Here is a 21,913-nt window from a genome sequence, read left to right as displayed (position 1 = left end):
CTACCCGTTCAGGCTGGGGTCGCGGCTGCCTACATAGGCCCGGATCTCGGCCAGGTTGCTGACGCGGGACAGGCTGTTCTGGCGCTTGGTCGGCGAAGAGAACCCACCGGGGATGTCTGCGTACTGGCCCAGGAAGCGCAACACGTCGCGGTAGCTGCTGCGCCAGTCCTCTGCGATCAGATCCTCGTAGACCACGTGGTGGACATTGGCCCCCAGGGCCTCGAGCACCGCCTTGGCATTCTCGCGCGCATTCCGCATCTGCTGGGTCCGCCGCAGCACCTCGCCGGCAGGCAGGCGCAGCACGTCGGCGCCGCCATCAGAGCTGTCCCCGGTCTTCACCAGGTATTCGCCGCTGTCTTCCGCCACCATCAGCGAGATCGCCTGGGCGACCAGATCGCGGCGGGTCAGGTGCACCACCGGCATCTTCAGCTTGACGCATTCCTCCAGCACTACCGGCACCGGCATCGGGTGAACCATCTCGGCGTTCACCCCGAAGGCATAGGCCTGGGAATACTTGACGTCGATGATGATGCTGCGCTGTGGCGGCATGTAGCGATAGAAGTTGGACAGGAACCGCTGCACCGCATCGTGGCCCTCGGTCATCACCTCGGGCATCTTGCCGCCCTGACACAGGAAGGTGCCCAGCGTGTAGCCGTCGCCAAGCGCGATACGATGATTGAAGGGCTCTGCCGGTGTCACCATGCGGGCCAGGCGGCCCAGCGACAGCTTCAGCATGTGTGAACCCGAGCGGAAGTCCGAAAGCAGCACGAAGGAGCGCTGGAAATCGAGGTAATCCAGGCGCACCTCGTCTGCGTCGGCCCCCTCATCGGGGGCCGTCGACATCAATAGGTCTTTGCTATCCATGACAGGTGTTCGCCAGAGGCTGCGCGGTCAGAAGTTGACCAGCAGCTGGACCTCACCGTAGGAGAACTCGCTCGAGGAACCGCCGGTGACGTCCTGGCGGGCCTTGGCGACAGTCGCCTTGATCTCGAAGGTGTCGGTCAGGTTGAACACCGCAGAGGCACCAAGCGCGCGACGCTCGAAATCGTCGTTGAACGCGTAGTTGGCGGTCGGGCCGATACGAAGGTTGTCGCCGACGTTCATCAGGTAGGTCGCAGCAACGTAGTTCGCACCGATGCTCTCGTATTCCGCGATCCCCTGGAAGGTGCCCGCAGCGGCTGCATATTCAGCCTCCATCGACAGGAAGGCGCCGGTGTCATCGGAATCCGCCGGAGAGGTCGCGGTGACGGGGCGCACTTCGAGAGAGCGATAGACCACACCACCCGTGACGGTGACGGTGAACGCGTCGTTCACCGGGATGCCGTAGGAGAGCAGCAGGCGATAGCCGTCCTCGACGCCCTGGCCGGGCGTGGCGTCATAGCCGGTGTCGTAGCGCGACCGCAGGGCATCGAAGCGCAGGCGCAGCCCGGTGGGGGCGTTGCGCTCATTGCCGCTGGTGGTCTCCGCGGGTCCGTCGGCCAGCTTCATGCGGAAGCTGCCCATGGTGAAATCAGTGCCATCTTCAGTCTGCGAGTAGATCGCGATGGCCTCGAAACGGGTGTCATCAGCGAAAGCCGGCTGGGCGAAGGCGGATGCTGCCAGGAGTGCAACGATGGGACGCATGATGTACCTTCCTCAGATGATAAAGATCTGGGCTTTGGGGCCGGTCGAACAACCGCCCAGGTCGACTCCGTCGACGTCGGAGTTATTCGCGGAATAGCTCTCCGCAACGCCAGCCGCAGCATCTGCATCCAGGTTCATCAGATCGCAGAATGCGGTTTCCACCTCGTCGGGCTCGTCACTCGACAGGATGAAGTTGGTCAGAGATTCGACGGTATCACCGGCCTGCGCAGTGGCGCTCACCGGTACGATCATGGAGATCGTGGGCACGAGCGCGACCAGGCCGCGAACTGCCATAAAGAACTTCAATCGGAAAGACATGGGCCATTCCCCCTACTCGAAATCAAGTCAATCAGCGCTATGCGCGATGAGAGCCTGTCCCCACAACCCGACCGAACCGCATCTCGCACCTAACATTCACCCAAGTATAGCGAGCAACCAGTTGCCCTGTATAGCCCCAACAGAAGCCGCCGGTGCGCCATCAACATTCGGGGCCGAACTGTGCCTTTCCCGCATCGGGAAATCGCGCCAACTTCCCGTCCAGGACGTGCGCCCGCTACGCCACTCTACCCAGAACGGGTATCAGCACGTCAGGAACCGGCCGGGTCATCTGCGTCTTGGCGGCTTCCAGAAGGTCGAAACTATCGATCCGGGGCGCGTCCGAGCCGAAGGATTCGGCCAGGATGACTCTCAGGTCCTCGAGGAATTTCGCCCGGTCCTCCTCAAGCAGGCGGACCGCGTTGGCCCGTATCTCTGCGGGGTCGAACTGCGCCGCCTTGAGCTCCGCCGTGGCGGCGGCGACCGCCTCGGGTGTGGCATCGACGATTCGGGCGTACTTGTGATGCAGGTAGCGATCCCGCCCTCCGAGGCTGGGGGTCGACACCACCGGAAGCCCGCAAAGCTGGTATTCGATACTGGCCCGCATGGCCCCTTCCGCGGCTGAAAGGCAAAGGCCCACGCAGGCGCTGTCCACCGCCTCCAGGTAGTCTTCTCCCAGCAGCAGGCGATACTCGTCGTCATTGAAATCATGGTTGCCGAAGACCGCATGCGGCAGGAGCGCGCGACAGGTATCGAGCTCTTCGTGCGTGGCGCGGAAATAGAGGCACAGGAGGCTCGGCACCTTCGCCGCCAGTTCATGCCGCTTCTCGGGCGCAAGCCGCCCGACATAGACCGCGTCGAAACGCTTCTCGGACCGGAACTCCGGCAGGCGGTAGTTGGCGATATTGCCGAACATCAGCTCGCTGGCCAGGAGGCTGCGCAGCCCCGCCTCGCGGAAAAGCTCGTCCTCGCGGGGGGTATTGGCCAGCATCACGAATTGCGCCAGCGGGAACTCCCGTCGCGCCTCGTCCATGTCCCGGACCAGCGCTCTGATCATGTAATCCGGCTCGTAGGTATGGCCGAGTGTCAGCAGGGAAAGGCTGGGTCGGTCGCGGAAAAGATCCGGCCGGAAAGACATCAGCCCCAGGTCATTGTCCATCGCGGGCATGCGCTTGCCCAGGAAGATGAATGGCTCCTCGCAAAGGACGCCTCCGAAAACCTGTTGATTGGACACTGAACTCTCCTACTCGTCATCAACTCCCGCACGCCATTCATGGCCCTCCCAGGCAGAGGAGGTCCTGAGCAGACCGAGGTCCACCAGGTGCGCTGCCCCACGGTAGCGCACAGAAGAGCCCGAGACCAATTGTTCCCCGCCCGCCTTCTCGCTGAAGTCGCGTTGCAGCAGCTTGTAGAAGTGGGCGCCCTGGAAATGCTCCCGCCGGTCGACCGCCTCCTTCACCCGCGCGGTGAAGGCGCCGATGAACTTGTAGTGCAGCAACGCGACCGAGATATCGGCCATCTTCTGGTGCCCGCAATTGTGGTTGTTGGCGAAATAGGCGGTGTCGGGGCGCATCTTCACCAGCGGCGCCTTGGTCATCATCAGGCTGCGTCCGGTGCGCTTGGCACGGATGCCACCCTTGACGAAGGCATAGGGCGGCAGCTCGTTACGCATCGAGACATAGTCGCGGTCGATGTAGCAACTGGCCTCGAACGGATTCGACTCTTCGCCCGACTGCAACGCATCGGGGTAGATGTCGATCATCATCCCGCCGGCCAGCTCGAAGCCGTTGGCGTCGAAATAGGCCAGCATCTGGGCCAGGCTGCGTCCGCTGTCCATTCCGGGGAAGACCAGCGCCTCATCGATGTCCAGGTGCAGGCACCAGTGCCCCACCCCGTAGCGGCGCATCACGTGGTTCAGCCAGAACACGCCGCAGGCCGAGGCGGCAAAGCTCCCGGGGTTGCTCAGCAACGAGACATCGGGCTGGTCGCGCAGGAATTCGACCGTGCCATCGGTTGAGCCATTGTCGACGAAGAAGAAATGGTCGACGCCCAGGTCGCGGTAGTAGCCCAGGAACCACTCGACGTATTCGATGCCGTTGAAGACGGTGGTGAAGCTCAGCACCTGTCCCGGCGTGCCGTCGAAGCGGATCTGCACCTCTTCGGGGTAGGAAGAGCGGGCATTGAGCGCGATATGCGCGGTCTCGCCAAGGTGCCGGACCCAGCCCTTGCGGGCCTCCTCGTCCTGCCCGGCGCGGGCCTGGAAGTACATCCGGAAGGGTGCCAGCTCGGCCACGCGGGTCATGCCCCGGGGCAGCGCGTCATAGGCGGCCTCGGCCTCCTCGTCGCGGTTCAGCGCGATCAGCAGCCGCAGGTGCAGGGCCAGCACCGAGGGGTCGTTCATCGCGCTGCCGCGCAGCTCCTCGACCAGCTCGTGGGCCTGCTCCAGCCAGGAGGTCTCATGCTGGTAGTAGTAGAGAAAGACCGCGTAGAGCACCGAGACGCCCGGATAGCGGATGCCATCCGAGCGCAGCATCCGGAAGAAGCTGGCCACGTTGGTCTCAAGCGGGCTGTGGCAGGCAGCAGAGAACTGCAGCAGCATCCAGGTCCAGGTGCCGCGCTCGCGGATCTGGCGCAGGGTGCGGGCATAGGCCGCCTGGTCGCCAATCTCGATGGCATGGTTGCAGAGCGCCTCGGCCAGCGACAGGCGCGAGGGGTACTTGCGGTTCAATTCCGACAGCACGGCGCCGAATTCCACCGCCCGGTCTGCCTCGCGCGCTGCCCAGGCCGCGGGCCCATAGAGCGCCTCGGAGAGCGGTGCATCCTCGAGCCAGGCCAGGGCCAGGTCGAGCGCCTCGTTGTAGCGGCCGCGGTGGATCATGAATTCCAGCTTGAGCCCGCGATAGGCCTCCGAGGCTGGCGGCAGCACGTCCGAATGCTCGTCCAGGCGTTTCAGCGCGGCAAGGGGGCCTTCCTCGGCCATGACGAGCCTCGCATCGGCCATGGCACTGGCCGGGGTGGCGCCATGCTCTGCGATGATCGCGTCCAACTCGCGGCGCGCCTCGGCATAAGAGCCCCAGACGAAGAGGCCCTTCACCAGCTCCAGCCGCAGCGGCGCGGTCAGCGGGCTGTCCTCTGGCAGCTCGGCGATGATCTCGCGGGCACGGGCCTCGTCGCGCAGGCCAATGGCGACGCGGAAGGCGACATCGGTCCAGCCCTCGGCCTTCACATCCTCGCGGCGCACTTCGGCCAGGGCGCGGGCGGCCGCGGCATGGTCCTGCGCGGCTAGCAGAAACCGGGTGAAATCCAGCCAGTGGCGGCCATTGTCACTCAGATGCGACAGGCGGCGGCTGATGCAGAGGCTCCAGCGCAGATCGCCCCACTCGCGGCTCTTGGCCAGGGCGGCCTCCAGCAGGTCGATCCGCGTTTCGCGGTCGATCAGGATGCCGACATCGACCCCCTTGGGCAGCAGCTGACCGAAGGTCAGCCCACTCTCGAGCGCATCCTTCAGGTTCACGACATGCAGGGGCTGGGCGGAGGTTTTGGGGACCATGTTCATGCGGCGATGATCTCTCTCACGCGGTCGGGTCCGGGACGGTCGGCCTCCATCATGCGCCGATAGAGCGTGGGCAGGAAGCCCGCGCCCTCGGGCGGCGCGTTGACGCCCAGGCCGATGGTGCGCCAGGTCTCGGTGTAGAGGTGCAGGTTATGGGCATGGTCCAGGCTCTGCGAAGCGCGCACCGCCTCGTAGGGCTCCATCAGCCGCCCGACCTCCATCCAGCCGATGGGGTTCAGGAATTGCGGCGGCAGCAGACGGTAGCTGCCCGCGCCGAGGTCGCCCAGCAGCTCGGCCAGCAGCTCCGGGCCGATCCGGGCGAAATGCAGGGTGCTGTCGCGCAGCAACTCCTGCGCGGTCTCCAGCGCCAGTCGCTGCAGCGGGTCGCCCGCCGGGGCGGCCATCATCGCGCCATTCGGCCCGACAAGCCCGGCGTCCGTCCACTCCGAGGCGATCATGCGCACGCCGTCGGGATCGAAACGGCGCAGGTTCACCACGTCGGTATCGGTCCACATGCCGCCCCGCTTGTGGATCAGCGCATAGCGGAAGAGATCCGAGAAGGCCCCGAGAGAGCCCTTGTGCGCGCCGCTGCTGTCGCCCTCGGTGAACACCATGTCACGGGGCAGGATCGAGGCGGCATCGGCCAGCTCGACACCCTCGGGGACGTTCTCGGGCGGGTCGTAGACATAGAGTTTGTAGCGCCAGCCGTTCAGCAGGTAGCTCTTCATCGAGAGCTCTTCGATCCAGCGCAGCCGGGGCCCGATCCACAGCGCCTGCGCCATGGGCAGGCCCTGCCTGACCGCCAGCGCCGGCGAGGCCAGGGCCTCGACCGGCTGGCCGCCGTCTTCCAGCAGCCGCCGGGTCATGCCGATCATCGCCGCCCGGCCCTTCAGGAACCAGGGCGCGCGCTGGCCGAAGCGCACGTGTTCGACGGCGGCGCGGGCGTTGTCATGGTCCCCCAGGTGGGCCAGCGCCAGGGCGCGCAGGCAAACCGCCTGGTCCCGCAGTTCGCGGTGATCCAGCAGCGGGCCTGTCAGCGCCAGGGCATCCTCCCAGCGCAACTGGGCGATGGCCAGCCGCGCCTGCATGAAGTCCAGCTCGTCGCGCTCCTCGCTAAGCTTGGCATGCAGTGCGACCGCCGCCTCGATCAGCGCATTGGGCTGCGAGGCCCCCAGCAGCGAGCCCGCAAGGCGCTCGCGCTCCACCGGGTCGGTCAGATCCGCCGCGCGCTCGAAGGCGCCGGCCACGTCGGTCTGGCGCAGCATGCAGCGGTAGATGTCGAAAAGATCCGTCAGCTCCTCGCGCTCGGCCCGCTCCAGCAGGTCGGCGACGCGGGCCTCGGGGCGGGCACCGCCCAGCTCGGACCAGCGCCGGGCAAGGGTCTGGTACTGCCAGTAATCGGGCACGAAGCCCCGGTCATCCTTCAGCAGATGCTCGAAGAGGTCTTCCAGAAGCGCGGTATCGCCGCCCAGGAAACACTTCGACAGCACCGCGTATTGCAGCCCGTAATCGGTGTCGGGCAGCCAGTTCCAGATGGCCAGGACCAGGCTGCGCGTCGCCTCCTGTCCGCCGATGGTGTCGAACTGGGCTTCACAGGTGGCAATGGACGGCCAGATATCACCGCTCTGGCGCGACGTCTCGAGCCGGTCGAACCAGTGCTGCGTCTGGTCCAGCGCCGCGGTATCCTCTCGGAAGCGCTCTCTCCAGAGCTTCATCCAGAGAACCAGCGTCAGGCGGCGCTCGACATCCTTCAGGCGTGTGGGGCGCAGCGACAGCAACTCGGCCTGCGCGGCCTCGAACTCTCCGCCATCGACCTGCTTCGCCACCTGCACCAGAACCGAGGGGTCCGGTTTGCGCAACGGGTTCTGCGCCTTGCGAAGCCAGGGTGTGACCGACTTGAGGATCGAGAGCACCAATGCAAACCTCCCTGCATATCCCGCGAGAATGGAATTGCCGCAGGGCATCCCTACAAAGTTATTCACACCGCGCAGGGGATGCGTCAATCCGGCGATTGTACTAAATTGCTCTCCGAAAGGTAGAGTGAGCGCCTTGGCAATCCCTGCATCCGCGCGCTCCGGGGCGGGCCTTGCCCCGCCGCCCCCGCTGCCTGCGCTTTCACCCCTGCGACTGCCCCGCGCCCCTGCCGGCTGCGGTTTACCTTGCTTTCTGCCCGAAACCGGCGAACCTCTTGCTCCGGGCAGCCGGTTCCGAACCCCGGATCTGCCGCAGGAAGGGAGAGCCAGATGAACATCCATGACCCAGCCGCCGAACTGCGCGCCAATGTCGCGGTGCCCTTCGACAGGGCGCAGGCCATGCCGACCTCGGTCTATACCTCGCCGGAATTCGCGGCGCTCGAGCAGGAGCATATCTTCGCCACCTCCTGGCTCTGCGCCGGCCGCGTCGACGCGCTGAAGGCGCCGGGCGACTACCTGACCATGGAGATCGCGGGCGAGCCGGTGCTGGTGCTGCGCGACCGTGAAGGCCAGCTGCGCGCCATGTCCAACGTCTGCCGCCACCGCATGTCGGTGCTGCTTGAGGGGCGCGGCAATGCCCGCGTGATCACCTGCCCCTACCACGCCTGGACCTACTCGCTCGACGGCTCGCTGCGCGGCGCCCCGGCGATGGAGCTGAACCAGAGCTTCTGCAAGGAACAGAACGGCCTGCCGCCGATCCGCTGCGTCGACTGGAACGGCTGGATCATGGTCACCCTGAACCCCGATCTGCCGGACCCTGCGGAACAGCTGGCCGAGGTCGATGACCTTGTGGGCTACCTGGACATGTCGCACTATGTCGAGGTCTTCCGCGAAGAGCACCGCTGGAACACCAACTGGAAGATCCTGGCCGAGAACTTCATGGAAAGTTACCACCTGCCCATGTGCCACGGCGGCACCATCGGCGGGGCGGTGGACCTGAAGAAGATGACCTGCCCCGAGGGCCGCGAACACTTCAACTACCACCATATCCTGAAGGACGATTCGATCGCCCTGTCGATCGCCCACAAGGACAACACCGACCTGCAGGGAGAGGACCGCCTGCGCACCTGGCTGATGGCGATCTACCCCTCGCTGCTGATCACCCTGACGCCCGGCTACTTCTGGTATCTCTGCCTGACCCCCGACGGGCCGGGCCACGTCAAGATCCTCTACGGTGGCGGGCTGCATCCCGACTTCGCCGCCGACCCGGACCGGGAGGCGCATTTCGCCACGCTCAAGGGCCTGCTGGATCACGTCAACGACGAGGATCGCGGCTGCACCGAGCGCGTCTGGCGCGGCATGCAGGGCCGCCTGGCCCGCCCCGGCGCATTGAGCCACCTGGAGCGGCCGAACTACGAATTCGCCCGCTGGATCTCGCAGCGCATGCCGGGCTAGCACCGGCCCCTGCGGCGTCCGGGGATTTCGCCGAACGCCGCCTCTCTGCCCCGACTGCCAAAGCTTTGAGCAGCCCGCCCGGCCGACGCGCCGCGCGGTACGTTTCTTCGTTTCCCTCCCCTCCGGCCACCCCTAGTCAGGATAGGTGGCGCAGTCGGGGCCATTTGCCCCCTGCCCGCCCGTTGTGTTCCGGCCCGCGAAGTTGCGGACCGACTGTTTCTTGGGGGGAGGCCCATGGCCCGTATCGTTTTCGACCTGGACGGCACGCTGATCGACAGCGCGCGGGATGTGCAGGGGATTGCCAACGCGATCCTGTCCGAGCTGGAAAGCCGGCCCCTGTCGCTGTCGGAAGCGCGCCGCTTCATGGGCGAGGGCGTCCCCATTTTCGTCGACCGCATGATCGCCTCGCGCGAGCTGGACGAGGCATTGCGCCCCCGCATGGTCGAGCGCTTCCTGGCGCTCTACGAGGCCGCGGTCGAGCTGACCCGCCCCTACCCCGGCGTGGCCGAGACCCTGCATGCCCTGGCCCGCGACGGCCACCACCTGGGCCTGTGCACCAACAAGCCCGAGGCACCGGCCCGCGCCGTGCTGCGTCACCTCGGCCTGGAAGAACCCTTCGAGATCATCGTCGGCGGCGACACCCTGGATTGCCGCAAGCCCAACCCGGCGCCCCTGCGGGCGGCCTTCGACCGGATGGCGACCACCTCGACCCGGATCTACGTCGGCGACAGCGAAACCGACGCCGAATGCGCCCTGCGCGCCGATGTGCCCTTCGTGCTCTTCACCGAGGGCTATCGCAAGGGCAAGGGCGGCATGACCTGCCGCGCCGCCTTCAGCAGTTTCACCGAGCTGCCGCAGGTGCTGGAAGGCTTCGCCTGAAGCCCCGGCTTCGCTTTGACATCCGCGCCCCCGCGTTGTCATCTGCCGCCAATTCCAAGGGCGGCAGCAAGCGAGATCCCATATGACCCGGCAAGACGGCCCTCCCCGTTCTGGCTTCGACCTCTTCGTCATCGGCGGCGGCATCAATGGCTGCGGCATCGCCCGCGACGCCGCGGGGCGCGGTTTGCGCGTCGGACTGGCCGAAATGGGCGATCTGGCGGGGGCCACCTCCTCGGCCTCGACCAAGCTCTTCCACGGCGGCCTGCGCTATCTCGAGTACTTTGAATTCCGCCTGGTCCGCGAATCGCTGATCGAGCGCGAGCGGCTGCTGAAGGCCATGCCGCATATCTCCTGGCCCATGCGCTTCGTGCTGCCCCTGCACCCCGAGATGCGCTTCGAGAACGACACCCCCACCTCGCGGCTGCTGAATACGGTCATGCCCTGGATGAAGGGCCGCCGCCCCGCCTGGCTGATCCGCCTGGGTCTCTTTCTCTATGACACCCTCGGCGGTCGAGAGATCCTGCCCGGCACCCGGTCCCTGTCGCTCGATGGCACCCGCGAGGGCGCGCCGCTGAAGGACGAGATGCACCGGGCCTTTGAATATTCCGATTGCTGGGTGCAGGACGCCCGGCTGACGGTGCTCAACGCCCGTGACGCCGCCCGCTGGGGGGCCGAGATCATGCCCCGCACCAAGGTCATCGCCGCCACTCCCGAAGGCGAGGCATGGTCCGTCACGCTCGAGGACACGGCCACGGGCGAAACCCGCCAGATCCGCACCAGGGCGCTGGTCAATGCCGCGGGCCCCTGGGTCGCCGAGATGCTGAACGGCACCCTCGGGCGCAACTCCCAGGCCGGTATCCGGCTGGTGCGCGGCTCTCATATCGTGACCAGGCGGCTCTACGATCACGACAAGTGCTACTTCTTCCAGGGCTCCGACGGGCGGATCATCTTCTCGATCCCCTACGAACAGGATTTCACCCTGATCGGCACGACGGACGTCGACCACCCCGACGCCGACTCGAGGCCCCGGATCACCGACGAGGAAGTCTCCTATCTCTGCGATTTCGCCTCGGGCTACTTCAAGCAGCCGGTGACGCCCGGGGACGTGGTCTGGACCTACTCGGGCGTCCGGCCGCTCTATGACGACGGCGCGTCGTCCGCCTCTGCCGCGACCCGCGACTACGTGCTGCGGCTGGAGGAAAGCGGCCCGCCGCTGCTGTCGGTCTTCGGCGGCAAGATCACCACCTATCGCCGTCTCGCCGAACACGCGATGGAGAAGCTGGCCCCCCTCTTCCCCAGGATCCGCGACCCCTGGACCGCCGGCGAACCCCTGCCCGGCGGAGACTTCCCGGTCGCCGAGGCCGAGACGCGCATCGGCCAGCTGATGCTCGACTATCCCTTCCTGGAACCGCGCCAGGCCGAACGCCTGTTCCGCCACTACGGCACCGAGTGCTACGATATCCTGGGCGAGGCCAGCACGGCCCTAGAGCTGGGGCGTGATTTTGGCGCCGGCCTCAGCGAGGCCGAGGTGCGCTTCCTGATGGAGCGCGAATATGCCACGCGGGCCGAGGACGTGGTCTGGCGCCGGACCAAGCTGGGCCTGCGCCTCGACGAGGGGCAGATCGCCGCGCTGGACGCCTACATGACCGGCAGCTGAGACAGCTTTGGGAGGAGCGACATGAAACACATTCTGGCCATCGACCAGGGCACCACCTCGACCCGCGCCATCCTCTTCGGCCCCGACCTGCGCCCCGTCGCCTCGGCGCAGGAGGAATTTCCCCAGCACTACCCGCGCTCGGGCTGGGTAGAACATGATCCCCAGGATCTCTGGGCCTCGACGGCGGCCACCTGCCGCGCCGCGATCGAGAAGGCCGGGCTCGGACCCGCCGATATCGCGGGCATCGGCATCACCAACCAGCGCGAGACCGCGCTGCTCTGGGACCGCGAGACCGGCAAGCCGCTGCACAATGCCATCGTCTGGCAGGACCGTCGCACCTCGGCGCTCTGCCACGAGCTGCGCGAGGCAGGCCACGAAGAGCGCGTCTCGGAGATCACCGGCCTGCTGCTCGATCCCTATTTCTCGGGCACCAAGGTGAAATGGCTGCTGGACAACGTCGAGGGCGCCCGCGAGGGCGCAGAGGCGGGCCGGGTGCTCTTCGGCACGGTCGACAGCTACCTGATCTGGCGCATGACCGGCGGCAAGGCCCATGTCACCGACGCCACCAATGCCGCGCGCACGCTGCTTTACGATATTCACGAAGGGACATGGTCCGAAGAGATCTGTGCCCTGCTGGACATCCCCCTGCAGATCCTGCCCGAGGTGCGCGACTGCGCCTCGGATTTCGGCCTGACGCGGCCGGACCTCTTCGGCGCCCCGATCCCGATCCTCGGCGTGGCGGGCGACCAGCAGGCGGCCACGCTCGGCCAGGCCTGCTTCCGGCCCGGCATGATGAAATCGACCTATGGCACCGGCTGCTTTGCCCTGCTCAACACCGGCGAGACGCCGGTACGCTCGTCGCACCGGCTGCTGACGACGGTGGCCTATCAGCTGGACGGCAAGACCACCTATGCGCTCGAGGGCTCGATCTTCATCGCGGGCGCGGTGGTGCAATGGCTGCGCGACGGGCTGAAGATCATCCGCGAGGCCTCCGAGACACAGCCGCTGGCGGAACGTGCCGATCCGGGGCAGGAGCTGATCCTCGTGCCCGCCTTCACCGGCCTCGGCGCGCCCTACTGGAACGCCGAATGCCGCGGTGCGGTCTTCGGGCTGACCCGCAATTCGGGCCCCGCCGAATTCGCCCGCGCGGCGCTGCAATCGGTGGGCTACCAGACCCGCGACCTGCTGGAGGCCATGCAGGCCGACTGGCAGACGGAAGGTGCCGCCACCCTGCGCGTCGACGGCGGCATGAGCGCCTCGGACTGGGCGATGCAGTTCCTCTCGGACATCCTGGGCGCCCCGGTCGACCGGCCCGAGATGCTCGAGACCACGGCCCTGGGTGCCGCCTGGCTGGCGGGCCACCGCGCCGGCCTCTATCCCGATGCGGAGGGCTTCGCCGAGAGCTGGGCTCTGGAGCGCAACTTCACGCCGCAGATGGAAGCAGGCGAGCGCGACCGGCTCTATGGCGCCTGGAAACGCGCCGTCGCGGCGGCCCAGCAGGCCTGAGGGGGCTCTGCCCCCCTCCGCTGCGCGGAGTCCCCCGGAGTATTTTCAGCTTGGTGATGATGCGGGACAGGCCCCGGAAAGGCGGCCTACTTTCGCCATTGCGGGCGCGGCACGCTCCAGCTGGAAAGTAGGGTGCCCTTCCGGGCATCGGCCCTCATCATCACAAGGCTGAAAATACTCCCGCCGGAGGCCTGCGCTCCCGCAGGGAGCGCCCCCTAGAGCCGCCGCAGCACCTCTTCCAGGACCCGCTCGGTGGCGCGGGGCAATTGCTGGCCGCGGTTGGCAAGGATGAAGTAGGGCGAGACGATGATCCGCTCGGCCATGTCGAGCGCCACGAGCTTCGCGCCCAGGCTATCTCCGGTGAGGATCTCGGCCACTTCGCGGGATAGCGGGGCGATCACGTCGGAATGGGCCAGGAGCGAGAGCACCACCAGCAGCGACGAGGAATTGGTGATATTGCCCGGCACCGCGGTGCCCGATTGCAGGAAGGCCGCCTCAACCGCCTGGCGGATCGGAGAGCCGCGCTCCTGCATCAGCCATTCGTAGCCGGTCACGGCTTCCAGCGGCAGTTGGCGATGGCTGGCCAGCGGGTGGCTGTCGCGTACCATCAGCGCCACGTTCTCGGAGCGCGCCGGATAGACGTGGAACTCGTGGCTGTCCTGGTCCGGCATCAGCCGGGCGATGATGAAGTCGAACCGGCCTTCGCGCAGGCCGCGCACCAGCTGCACCGAGGGGCCGACCTCGATGGTCGCCTCGATGTCGGGGCTTTCGGCCTTCACCTGGCGCAGCGCGGGCATCAGGAAGCCCATGGCCGGCCCGGTCACAGCACCGACGCGGATCTCGCCCGCCTGGCCCTCGGCGATATTGCCGACCTCGGTCTGCAGCGTCTCGAGCTCCCAGAGAATCACCCGGATGTGGCGCAGGAAGGCCTCTCCGACCGGGGTTGGCTCCATCCAGCGGGGGTGCCGAATGAACAGCGCCGTGCCCAGTTCGGATTCGACATCCGCCAGCATCCGGCTTGCCGCAGGTTGTGACATCGCCAGCGCCTCAGCCGCAAGTTGCAGCTTCTGGCGGCGGGCGATTTCGTCCACGAGACGAAAATGCATCGGCTTGAGACGTTTTATAAGGTCCATGGCGGCGGCTTAGCATGAAGCATACCATCATTGATATGGGAATCTGCACAAATAGAATTTTACAGATATGATATGTTAGGGCTACCCAAGGCGCGGTTGAGGAGACCAACCAGATAATTGCGGCCCACCGGATACCCCGGCAAACCGGCCGCTAACGTGGAGGAGATCATGACTCTCAAGACTCTCGCGGCCAGCACGGCCGCCGCCCTCGTGTTCGCAACCGGCGCCTATGCCGACGGTCTGATCGGCATCGCGATGCCGACCAAGTCCTCGGCCCGCTGGATTTCGGACGGTAATTCCATGCAGGAGCAACTGCAGGAAGCTGGCTACGAAACCATCCTGCAGTACGCAGAAGACGACATCCCGAACCAGGTTGCGCAGATCGAGAACATGATCACCCGCGGCGTGGACGTGCTGGTGATCGCGGCCATCGACGGCACCACGCTGTCGAACGCGCTGGAGAACGCCTATTACGCGGATATCCCCGTCATCTCCTACGACCGCCTGATCCGTGACAGCGAATACGTCAGCTATTACGCCACCTTCGACAACTTCAAGGTCGGCGTGCAGCAGGCAAGCTCGCTGGTCGACGGCCTGAAGGAACGCTTCGGCGATGGCCCCTACAACGTCGAGCTCTTCGGCGGTTCGCCGGACGACAACAACGCCTACTTCTTCTACAACGGCGCCATGTCCGTCCTGGACCCGCTGATCGAAGACGGCACCATCAACATCGTGTCGGGCCAGACCGGCATGGACACCGTGGGTACGCTGCGTTGGGACGGTGCTGTTGCACAGGCCCGCATGGATAACCTGCTGTCCGCCTACTACACCGACGAGATGGTCCACGGCGTGCTGTCCCCCTACGACGGCCTGTCCATCGGCATCCTGTCCTCGCTGAAGGGCGTGGGCTACGGTTCCGGCGACATGAAGATGCCGATCGTCACCGGCCAGGACGCCGAGCTTCCCTCGGTCAAGTCCATCATCGCGGGCGAGCAGTACTCGACCGTGTTCAAGGACACCCGTGAGCTGGCCGGCGTTGCCGTCGACATGGTGGAAGCGCTGGTCGAGGGCTCCGAGCCCGAGATCAACGACACCTCCACCTACGACAACGGCATGAAGATCGTCCCCTCCTACCTGCTGGAACCCGTCCTCGTGGACAGCTCCAACTGGAAAGAGATCGTGGTCGACAGCGGTTACCACCCCGCTGACGCCTTCGAGTAAGATCGGGTCAGACCCCCGATCGCTCGCGGCCGGTCCTCACCGGATCGGCCGTTCAGGGTCCGCTCGCATCCTCCGCGAGCGGACCTCCCTTCAAAGAATGCAGAAGGCAAAGCCATGACTTCTTTGCTTGAAATGCGCTCCATCACCAAGGAATTCCCCGGCGTGAAAGCCCTGGACAACGTCAATCTGACGGTGACCGAGGGTGAGATCCACGCGATCTGCGGCGAGAACGGCGCCGGGAAGTCCACGTTGATGAAAGTGCTGTCCGGCGTCTATCCCGCCGGCACCTATGACGGCGAAATCCATTACGACGGCAAGCTGGCCCAGTTCGCGGATATCAATGACAGCGAAGAGGTGGGGGTGATCATCATCCACCAGGAGCTGGCACTGGTGCCCCTGCTGTCCATTGCCGAGAACATCTTCCTCGGGAACGAGCGCGCCAAGAACGGCGTGATGGACTGGCGCGAGACCTTCCGCCTGACCGAGGACCTGCTGAAGAAAGTGGGCCTGTCCGAGAACCCCGGCACGCTGATCGACAGCCTCGGCGTCGGCAAGCAGCAGCTGGTCGAGATCGCCAAGGCCCTGTCCAAGGACGTGAAGTTGCTGATCCTCGACGAGCCGACCGCCGCGCTCTCCGAGCACGACAGCCAGGCCCTGCTGGACCTGATGCTGGAACTCAAGGCCCAGGGCGTCACCCAGATCATCATCAGCCACAAGCTGAACGAGGTGCGCCGCGTGGCGGACAGCGTGACGGTGATCCGCGACGGCTCGACCGTGTCTTCCATGGATGCGCACAAGGAAGAGATCACCGAGGACCGCATCGTGCGCGACATGGTGGGCCGGGACATGTCCGACCGCTATCCGCCGCGTCCGCACCGCGCTGGCGAGATGCTGATGGAGGTCGAGGACTGGAACGTCTGGCACCCCGAGCACGCCGACCGCCAGGTGATCAAGAACGCCGCCTTCAACGTCCGTGCCGGCGAGGTTGTCGGCATCGCGGGCCTGATGGGCGCCGGCCGGACCGAGCTCGTGATGTCGATCTTCGGCAAGAGCTACGGCAAGAACATCTCGGGCACGGTGAAGATGCACGGCAAGACGGCCGATGTCTCGACCGTCGGCAAGTCCATCGACGCGGGCCTGGCCTACGTCACCGAGGACCGCAAGTCGCTGGGCCTGATCCTCGAAGAGACGATCCAGAAGAACGTCACCCTGGCCAACCTGCCCGGCGTGTCGAAATCGGGCGTCATCAACGAGGGCGAAGAGACCCGCGTCTCGGAAGAATACCGGCAGGCGATGAACATCCGCACGCCTTCCGTCTTCCAGAAGGTGATGAACCTCTCGGGCGGCAACCAGCAGAAGGTTGTGCTGTCCAAGTGGCTCTTCTCAGGCCCCGAGGTGCTGATCCTCGACGAGCCGACACGCGGTATCGACGTTGGCGCGAAGTTTGAAATCTACAACATCATCAATGACTTGTCCGAACAGGGCAAGGGCGTGGTGATGATCTCTTCCGAGATGCCCGAACTTCTGGGCATGTGCGACCGCGTTTACGTGATGAACGAGGGCGCGCTGGTCGGAGAGCTGACGGCGGCCGAGGCCAGCCAGGAAAAGATCATGTCGATGATCGTCACCGATGTCGTCGACGAGCCTGTCTCGGGCGCTGCGGAATAGGAGTCGGAAACGTGGAACTCGCTGATAACAACAACGACGGCGCGGGCAAGAGCCTGGGCGCCTACCTTGCAGGTCACCTGCGTGACTACGGCCTCCTGGTCGCCCTGATCGCCATCATGCTGTTCTTCCAGGTGGTGACCGGCGGCACGCTCCTGAAGCCTGTCAACATCACCAACCTGTTCCTGCAGAACAGCTACATCATCATCATGGCGCTCGGCATGCTGATCGTCATCGTGGCCGGCCATATCGACCTCTCGGTCGGCTCGGTCATGGGCTTCGTCGGCGCGCTGGCGGCGGTGATGATGGTCAACTGGGGCTGGCCGGTCTGGCTCACCATCCCCGCCTGCCTGGTCGCCGGTATCGTCATCGGGGCCTGGCATGGCTACTGGGTGGCCTATTGGAAGATCCCCGCCTTCATCGTGACCCTGGCCGGCATGCTGGTGTTCCGTGGCCTGTCGCTCTGGCTGCTGGAAGGCCAGTCGGTGGGTCCGTTCGAGCGCTCCTTCCAGTCGCTCTCGACCGGCTTCATCCCGGATATCCTGGGCATCAACCGTCCCAATGGCACGGCGCTGATCGCCGGTGCCCTGGCGGTGATCCTGATCGTCTGGATGGGTCTCAACCAGCGGGCCCGCAACCGCAAGTACGGCATGGATGACGAACCCACCATGTTCTTCGTGGTGCGCAACGTGGTCGTCTGCGGCGCGCTCTTCTACGTGATGTACAAGCTCTCGGGCTTCCGTGGCCTGCCGAACGTGCTGGTCTCGATGGTGGTGCTGACGGTCGTCTATGCCTTCATCACCGAGAACACGACGCTGGGTCGCCGCATCTACGCCCTGGGGGGCAACGAGAAGGCCGCCAAGCTGTCGGGCATCAAGACCGAGAAGCTGACCTTCCTGGCCTTCGTCAACATGGGCATGCTGGCCGCTCTCGCGGGCCTGATCTTCGCCGCCCGCCTCAACACCGCAACGCCGAAAGCCGGCTTCGCGGTCGAGCTCGACGTGATCGCCGCCGTCTTCATCGGCGGGGCCTCGATGTCGGGTGGCTCGGGCAAGATCATCGGGGCCGTGGTCGGCGCCTTCATCATGGGCGTGCTCAACAACGGCATGTCGATCATGGGCATCGGCATCGACTACCAGCAGGTGATCAAGGGCCTCGTGCTTCTCGCCGCCGTGTTCTTCGACGTCTACCAGAAGAACAAGGGCTGAACCTGCGGCGGGGGGCACCCCCCGCCCTCCGCGGGGGCCATCCCCGCGCCCTGGCCGGGCGGCCGCACCGCCCGCCACCACAGCCGTAGGGTGGGTAAGACCCCACCGTAGCGGATCAATTCAATCGCTAGTAACGGACCCGGTAAAATGACCTTCACCCCAGCCAAATGGCCCCGCAAGCTACGGTCCCAGGAATGGTATGGCGGCAACTCCCGCGACACGATTTACCATCGCGGCTGGATGAAGAACCAGGGTTACCCCCATGATCTCTTCGATGGTCGCCCGATCATCGGCATCATGAACACCTGGTCCGACCTGACCCCCTGCAACGGCCACCTGCGCGAGCTCGCCGAAAAGGTTAAGGCCGGCATCTGGGAGGCCGGTGGCTTCCCCGTCGAAGTGCCCGTCTTCTCGGCCTCGGAAAACACTTTCCGACCCACCGCGATGATGTTCCGCAACCTCGCCGCCCTGTCGATCGAGGAGCAGCTGCGCGGCCAGCCCATCGACGGCGCCGTGCTGATGGTCGGCTGCGACAAGACCACGCCCTCGCTGCTGATGGCCGCGGCCTCCTGCGATGTGCCCTCCATCGTCGTCACCGGCGGCCCGATGCTGAACGGCTACTTCCGTGGCGAACGCGTCGGCTCGGGCACCCACCTGTGGAAGTTCTCCGAGGCCGTGAAGGCCGGCGAGATGACGCAGGAAGAATTCCTGGAAGCCGAGCAGGGCATGTCCCGCTCGACCGGCACCTGCAACACCATGGGCACGGCCTCGACCATGGCGTCGATGGCCGAAGCCCTGGGCATGGCGCTTTCCGGCAATGCGGCGATCCCCGCCGTGGACAGCCGCCGCCGCGTCATGGCACAGATGTCGGGCCGTCGCATCGTGCAGATGGTCAAGGACGACCTGAAGCCCTCCGACATCATGACCAAGCAGGCCTTCGAGAACGCCATCCGCACCAATGGTGCCATCGGCGGTTCGACCAACGCCGTGATCCACCTGCTGGCCATCGCCGGCCGGGTGCAGGGCGTCGACCTGACCCTGGACGACTGGGACCGTTGCGGCCGCGACGTCGAAACCATCGTCAACCTCATGCCCTCGGGCGAATACCTGATGGAAGAGTTCTTCTACGCCGGCGGCCTGCCCGTGGTGATCAAGCGCCTCGGCGAAGCGGGTCTGCTGCACAAGGATGCGCTGACAGTCTCGGGCCAGACCATGTGGGACGAGGTCAAGGACGTGCTGAACCACAACGAGGACGTGATCCGTCCCGTGGGCAAGGGCCTGACGCCCCAGGGCGGCATCGCCGTGCTGCGCGGCAACCTGGCGCCCAATGGCGCGGTGCTCAAGCCCTCTGCCGCCTCGCCGCACCTGATGCAGCACAAGGGCCGCGCCGTGGTCTTCGAGGATATCGACGACTACAAGGCCAAGATCGAGGACCCCGATCTCGACATCGACGAGACCTGCGTCATGGTGCTGAAGAACTGCGGTCCGAAAGGCTATCCGGGCATGTCCGAAGTGGGCAACATGGGTCTGCCGCCGAAGGTCCTGCAGAAGGGCATCACCGACATGGTCCGCATCTCGGATGCGCGCATGTCCGGCACCGCCTATGGCACCGTGATCCTGCACACCTCTCCCGAAGCCGCCGCCGGTGGCCCCCTCGCGGTGGTCCGCAACGGCGACATGATCGAGGTCGACGTGGCCGCCCGCCGGGTCCACCTGGATATCTCGGACGAGGAACTGGCCGCACGCCTGGCCGAGTGGACGCCCGCGCATGAGCAGTTCGAGTCGGGCTATGGCTGGCTGCACCAGCAGCACGTCGAAGGCGCCGACACCGGCGCGGACCTCGACTTCCTCAAGGGCTGCCGTGGCAATGCTGTCGGAAAGGATGCTCACTGATGGATATCGCGCTCGTAGGCATCGGCAAGATTGCCGTCGACCAGCACGTGCCCTCGCTGAAGGGCTCTTCCGACTGGGATCTCGCCGCCACCGTCTCGCGGTCCGGCACCGTCGAGGGGGTCGAGGCTTTCACCTCCTTCGACGAGATGCTGGAGGCCCGTCCCGAAATCCGCGTGGTCTCTCTCTGCCTGCCGCCGGTGCCGCGTTTCGACTACGCGGCCAAGGCGCTGGCAGCGGGGCGTCACGTGATGCTGGAAAAGCCGCCGGGGGCCACCCTGGCGGAATGCATCGCGCTGGAAGAGATGGCCCGTGACAAGGGTCTGTCGATCTACGCCACCTGGCATTCGCGCGAGGCCGACAAGGTCGCGCCTGCCAAGGCCTGGCTGGCCGACAAGACCCTGAAGTCGCTGCATGTCACCTGGCGCGAGGACGTGCGCCGCTGGCATCCCGGCCAGGACTGGATCTTCGAGGCCGGCGGTCTCGGCGTCTTCGATCCCGGCATCAACGCCCTCTCGATCGTGACCGAGATCCTGCCCGATCCGATCCACCTGCAATCCGCCACCCTGTCGTTCCCCGAGAACCGGCAGGCGCCGATTGCAGCCGACCTGGCCTTCTTCCATCCGGGCGGCGCGCGCGTCACCTGCGACTTCGACTTCCGCCAGGAAGGCGAACAGACCTGGTCGATGGAAGCCCGCTGCGAGGAAGGCACCCTGCTGCTGACCAACGGCGGCGGCAACATGTACATCGACGGCGAGGAACAGGGTGAGCATCACTCGGGCCTCGACGGTGAATACCCCCGGCTCTACGCCAAGATGGCCGAGCTGGTGCGCTCGGGCGGCATCGACATGGACCTGCGCCCGCTGCGCCATGCCGCCGACGCCTTCCTTCTTGGCCGCCGCTCGGTGGTCGAGCCCTTTGAATTCTGATCCCCGAAATTTCTGACCGACATCCCTGAAAGGACCGAACAGTGAAAACTCCTCTGACCGGCATCCTCCCCGTTGCGCCCACCCCCTTCCTCGATGACGGCACCGTCGACGAAGAGGGCATGAAGCGCGTCCTCGACTGCCTGATCGACCAGGGCGTCGACGCCATCTGCATCCTGGCCAACTACTCCGAGCAATTCGTGCTCTCGGACGACGAGCGCCGCCTGCTGACCCGCCTCAGCCTCGAGCATGTCGCGGGCCGCGTGCCGGTGATCGTCACCGTGTCGCATTTCTCGACCCAGGTCGTCGTCGACCGCGCCCGCGAAGCCCAGTCCCTTGGCGCCTCGATGCTGATGATGATGCCGCCCTACCACGGCGTCGGCCTCGTCCCGCCGCCCGAGATGATCTACGAGCATTTCGCCATGGTCTCGGATGCGATCAGCATTCCGATCATGATCCAGGACGCGCCGCTCTCGGGTGTCACCCTGCCGGTGCCGCTGCTGGTGAAGATGGCCAAGGAGATCGAGAACGTCTCCTACTTCAAGATGGAAACCCCCTTCGCCGCCGACAAGCTGGCGGCGCTGATCGAGGCCGGTGGCGACGACATCATCGGGCCCTTCGACGGCGAAGAAGCGGTTACCCTGCTGGCGGACCTGGATGCCGGTTGCACCGGCACCATGACCTCTGGCATGTTCGCCGAGAAGATCCGCCCCATCGTCACCAACTACCTGGCCGGCGACAAGGATGCGGCTCTGGCACAGTGGAACCTCTGCATGCCGCTGATCAATCACGAGAACCGCCAGTGCGGGCTGCGCGCCTGCAAGGTGGTCTACAAGGAAGGCGGCGTGATCAAGTCCGACCACGTCCGCCATCCGCTGAAACCCATGACCGAGCGCACCCGGACGCGCCTGCTGCAACTGGCGTCGGATCTCGACATCATGGCGCTGTCCTGGGGCAAGTAAGGGAAGA

Annotated in this window: 17 protein-coding genes; 10 read left to right on the top strand and 7 right to left on the bottom strand. The window is 65.8% G+C overall.

Going from position 1 to position 21,913, the window contains the following annotated elements:
* The 6 genes from CRO50_RS08320 to CRO50_RS08295 all read right to left on the bottom strand — a co-directional run bounded on the left by CRO50_RS08320 (position 1) and on the right by CRO50_RS08295 (position 7,407).
* Positions 1-843, bottom strand: coding sequence for a hypothetical protein (locus tag CRO50_RS08320; RefSeq protein ID WP_097145447.1), 843 nt, complete (start codon positions 841-843; stop codon positions 1-3).
* Positions 844-891: 48 nt separating this feature from the next.
* On the bottom strand, positions 892-1,623 hold the full coding sequence (locus tag CRO50_RS08315; RefSeq protein ID WP_097145446.1) for a hypothetical protein: 732 nt from the start codon (positions 1,621-1,623) through the stop codon (positions 892-894).
* Between the two features lie 12 nt (positions 1,624-1,635).
* Complete coding sequence (locus tag CRO50_RS08310; protein WP_097145445.1) at positions 1,636-1,941, bottom strand: hypothetical protein; 306 nt, start codon at positions 1,939-1,941, stop codon at positions 1,636-1,638.
* A 235-nt stretch (positions 1,942-2,176) separates the two neighbouring features.
* Positions 2,177-3,172 carry a glycosyltransferase gene (locus tag CRO50_RS08305; protein ID WP_100128033.1) on the bottom strand — a complete coding sequence of 332 codons (996 nt, stop codon included), beginning with the start codon at positions 3,170-3,172 and terminating at the stop codon, positions 2,177-2,179.
* Between the two features lie 9 nt (positions 3,173-3,181).
* Entirely contained in the window at positions 3,182-5,494 is a 2,313-nt protein-coding gene (locus tag CRO50_RS08300; RefSeq protein ID WP_097145443.1) for a glycosyltransferase family 2 protein, read from the bottom strand.
* Positions 5,491-7,407 carry a glycosyltransferase gene (locus CRO50_RS08295; RefSeq protein ID WP_097145442.1) on the bottom strand — a complete coding sequence of 639 codons (1,917 nt, stop codon included), beginning with the start codon at positions 7,405-7,407 and terminating at the stop codon, positions 5,491-5,493. Before CRO50_RS08295 ends, CRO50_RS08300 begins: the two co-directional genes overlap by 4 nt.
* Before the next feature lie 327 nt (positions 7,408-7,734).
* On the opposite strand from CRO50_RS08295, the gene CRO50_RS08290 reads away from it, so the two are divergent.
* From CRO50_RS08290 to glpK, 4 genes are all read left to right on the top strand, one after another.
* Entirely contained in the window at positions 7,735-8,859 is a 1,125-nt protein-coding gene (locus CRO50_RS08290) for an aromatic ring-hydroxylating oxygenase subunit alpha (RefSeq protein ID WP_097145441.1), read from the top strand.
* 234 nt (positions 8,860-9,093) lie between these two features.
* Entirely contained in the window at positions 9,094-9,738 is a 645-nt protein-coding gene (gene gph, locus CRO50_RS08285) for a phosphoglycolate phosphatase (protein ID WP_097145440.1), read from the top strand.
* Positions 9,739-9,820: 82 nt separating this feature from the next.
* A complete protein-coding gene (glpD, locus tag CRO50_RS08280; RefSeq protein ID WP_097145439.1) occupies positions 9,821-11,395 on the top strand; it encodes a glycerol-3-phosphate dehydrogenase in 1,575 nt (524 codons plus the stop codon).
* A 21-nt stretch (positions 11,396-11,416) separates the two neighbouring features.
* Positions 11,417-12,901, top strand: a complete 1,485-nt coding sequence (gene glpK, locus CRO50_RS08275) for a glycerol kinase GlpK (protein WP_097145438.1) — start codon at positions 11,417-11,419, stop codon at positions 12,899-12,901.
* A gap of 215 nt (positions 12,902-13,116) precedes the next feature.
* On the opposite strand, the gene CRO50_RS08270 is transcribed toward glpK, so the two are convergent.
* Positions 13,117-14,034, bottom strand: coding sequence for a LysR family transcriptional regulator (locus tag CRO50_RS08270; protein ID WP_097145437.1), 918 nt, complete (start codon positions 14,032-14,034; stop codon positions 13,117-13,119).
* 168 nt (positions 14,035-14,202) lie between these two features.
* On the opposite strand from CRO50_RS08270, the gene chvE reads away from it, so the two are divergent.
* From chvE to CRO50_RS08240, 6 genes are all read left to right on the top strand, one after another.
* Positions 14,203-15,255: a multiple monosaccharide ABC transporter substrate-binding protein gene (chvE, locus tag CRO50_RS08265; RefSeq protein WP_097145888.1), complete on the top strand. Its 1,053-nt coding sequence runs from the start codon at positions 14,203-14,205 to the stop codon at positions 15,253-15,255.
* A 114-nt stretch (positions 15,256-15,369) separates the two neighbouring features.
* On the top strand, positions 15,370-16,923 hold the full coding sequence (gene mmsA / locus CRO50_RS08260) for a multiple monosaccharide ABC transporter ATP-binding protein (RefSeq protein ID WP_097145436.1): 1,554 nt from the start codon (positions 15,370-15,372) through the stop codon (positions 16,921-16,923).
* An 11-nt stretch (positions 16,924-16,934) separates the two neighbouring features.
* A complete protein-coding gene (gene mmsB, locus CRO50_RS08255) occupies positions 16,935-18,128 on the top strand; it encodes a multiple monosaccharide ABC transporter permease (RefSeq protein WP_097145435.1) in 1,194 nt (397 codons plus the stop codon).
* A 147-nt stretch (positions 18,129-18,275) separates the two neighbouring features.
* Positions 18,276-20,021, top strand: coding sequence for an L-arabinonate dehydratase (gene araD, locus CRO50_RS08250; protein ID WP_097145434.1), 1,746 nt, complete (start codon positions 18,276-18,278; stop codon positions 20,019-20,021).
* Positions 20,021-20,947: a Gfo/Idh/MocA family protein gene (locus tag CRO50_RS08245; RefSeq protein ID WP_097145433.1), complete on the top strand. Its 927-nt coding sequence runs from the start codon at positions 20,021-20,023 to the stop codon at positions 20,945-20,947. Before araD ends, CRO50_RS08245 begins: the two co-directional genes overlap by 1 nt.
* A 41-nt stretch (positions 20,948-20,988) precedes the next feature.
* Positions 20,989-21,906, top strand: coding sequence for a dihydrodipicolinate synthase family protein (locus CRO50_RS08240; protein ID WP_097145432.1), 918 nt, complete (start codon positions 20,989-20,991; stop codon positions 21,904-21,906).
* Positions 21,907-21,913 lie beyond the last annotated feature (7 nt).

The sequence above is a fragment of the Pseudooceanicola antarcticus genome (assembly GCF_900215355.1).
In the GTDB taxonomy this organism is placed as follows: domain Bacteria; phylum Pseudomonadota; class Alphaproteobacteria; order Rhodobacterales; family Rhodobacteraceae; genus Pseudooceanicola; species Pseudooceanicola antarcticus.
The sequence above is the reverse complement of the archived record's forward strand: the minus strand, read 5'-3'. Positions and strand labels throughout refer to the sequence as shown.

Excerpts from the sequence above, each read along its gene's own strand:
- mmsA (WP_097145436.1), top strand. The coding sequence starts at position 15,370 with ATGACTTCTTTGCTTGAAATGCGCTCCATCACCAAGGAATTCCCCGGC.
- glpK (WP_097145438.1), top strand. The coding sequence starts at position 11,417 with ATGAAACACATTCTGGCCATCGACCAGGGCACCACCTCGACCCGCGCC.
- chvE (WP_097145888.1), top strand. The coding sequence starts at position 14,203 with ATGACTCTCAAGACTCTCGCGGCCAGCACGGCCGCCGCCCTCGTGTTC.
- glpD (WP_097145439.1), top strand. The coding sequence starts at position 9,821 with ATGACCCGGCAAGACGGCCCTCCCCGTTCTGGCTTCGACCTCTTCGTC.
- CRO50_RS08310 (WP_097145445.1), bottom strand. The coding sequence starts at position 1,941 with ATGTCTTTCCGATTGAAGTTCTTTATGGCAGTTCGCGGCCTGGTCGCG.
- CRO50_RS08320 (WP_097145447.1), bottom strand. The coding sequence starts at position 843 with ATGTCGACGGCCCCCGATGAGGGGGCCGACGCAGACGAGGTGCGCCTG.
- CRO50_RS08245 (WP_097145433.1), top strand. The coding sequence starts at position 20,021 with ATGGATATCGCGCTCGTAGGCATCGGCAAGATTGCCGTCGACCAGCAC.
- CRO50_RS08270 (WP_097145437.1), bottom strand. The coding sequence starts at position 14,034 with ATGGACCTTATAAAACGTCTCAAGCCGATGCATTTTCGTCTCGTGGAC.
- araD (WP_097145434.1), top strand. The coding sequence starts at position 18,276 with ATGACCTTCACCCCAGCCAAATGGCCCCGCAAGCTACGGTCCCAGGAA.
- gph (WP_097145440.1), top strand. The coding sequence starts at position 9,094 with ATGGCCCGTATCGTTTTCGACCTGGACGGCACGCTGATCGACAGCGCG.
- CRO50_RS08300 (WP_097145443.1), bottom strand. The coding sequence starts at position 5,494 with ATGAACATGGTCCCCAAAACCTCCGCCCAGCCCCTGCATGTCGTGAAC.
- CRO50_RS08290 (WP_097145441.1), top strand. The coding sequence starts at position 7,735 with ATGAACATCCATGACCCAGCCGCCGAACTGCGCGCCAATGTCGCGGTG.
- CRO50_RS08315 (WP_097145446.1), bottom strand. The coding sequence starts at position 1,623 with ATGCGTCCCATCGTTGCACTCCTGGCAGCATCCGCCTTCGCCCAGCCG.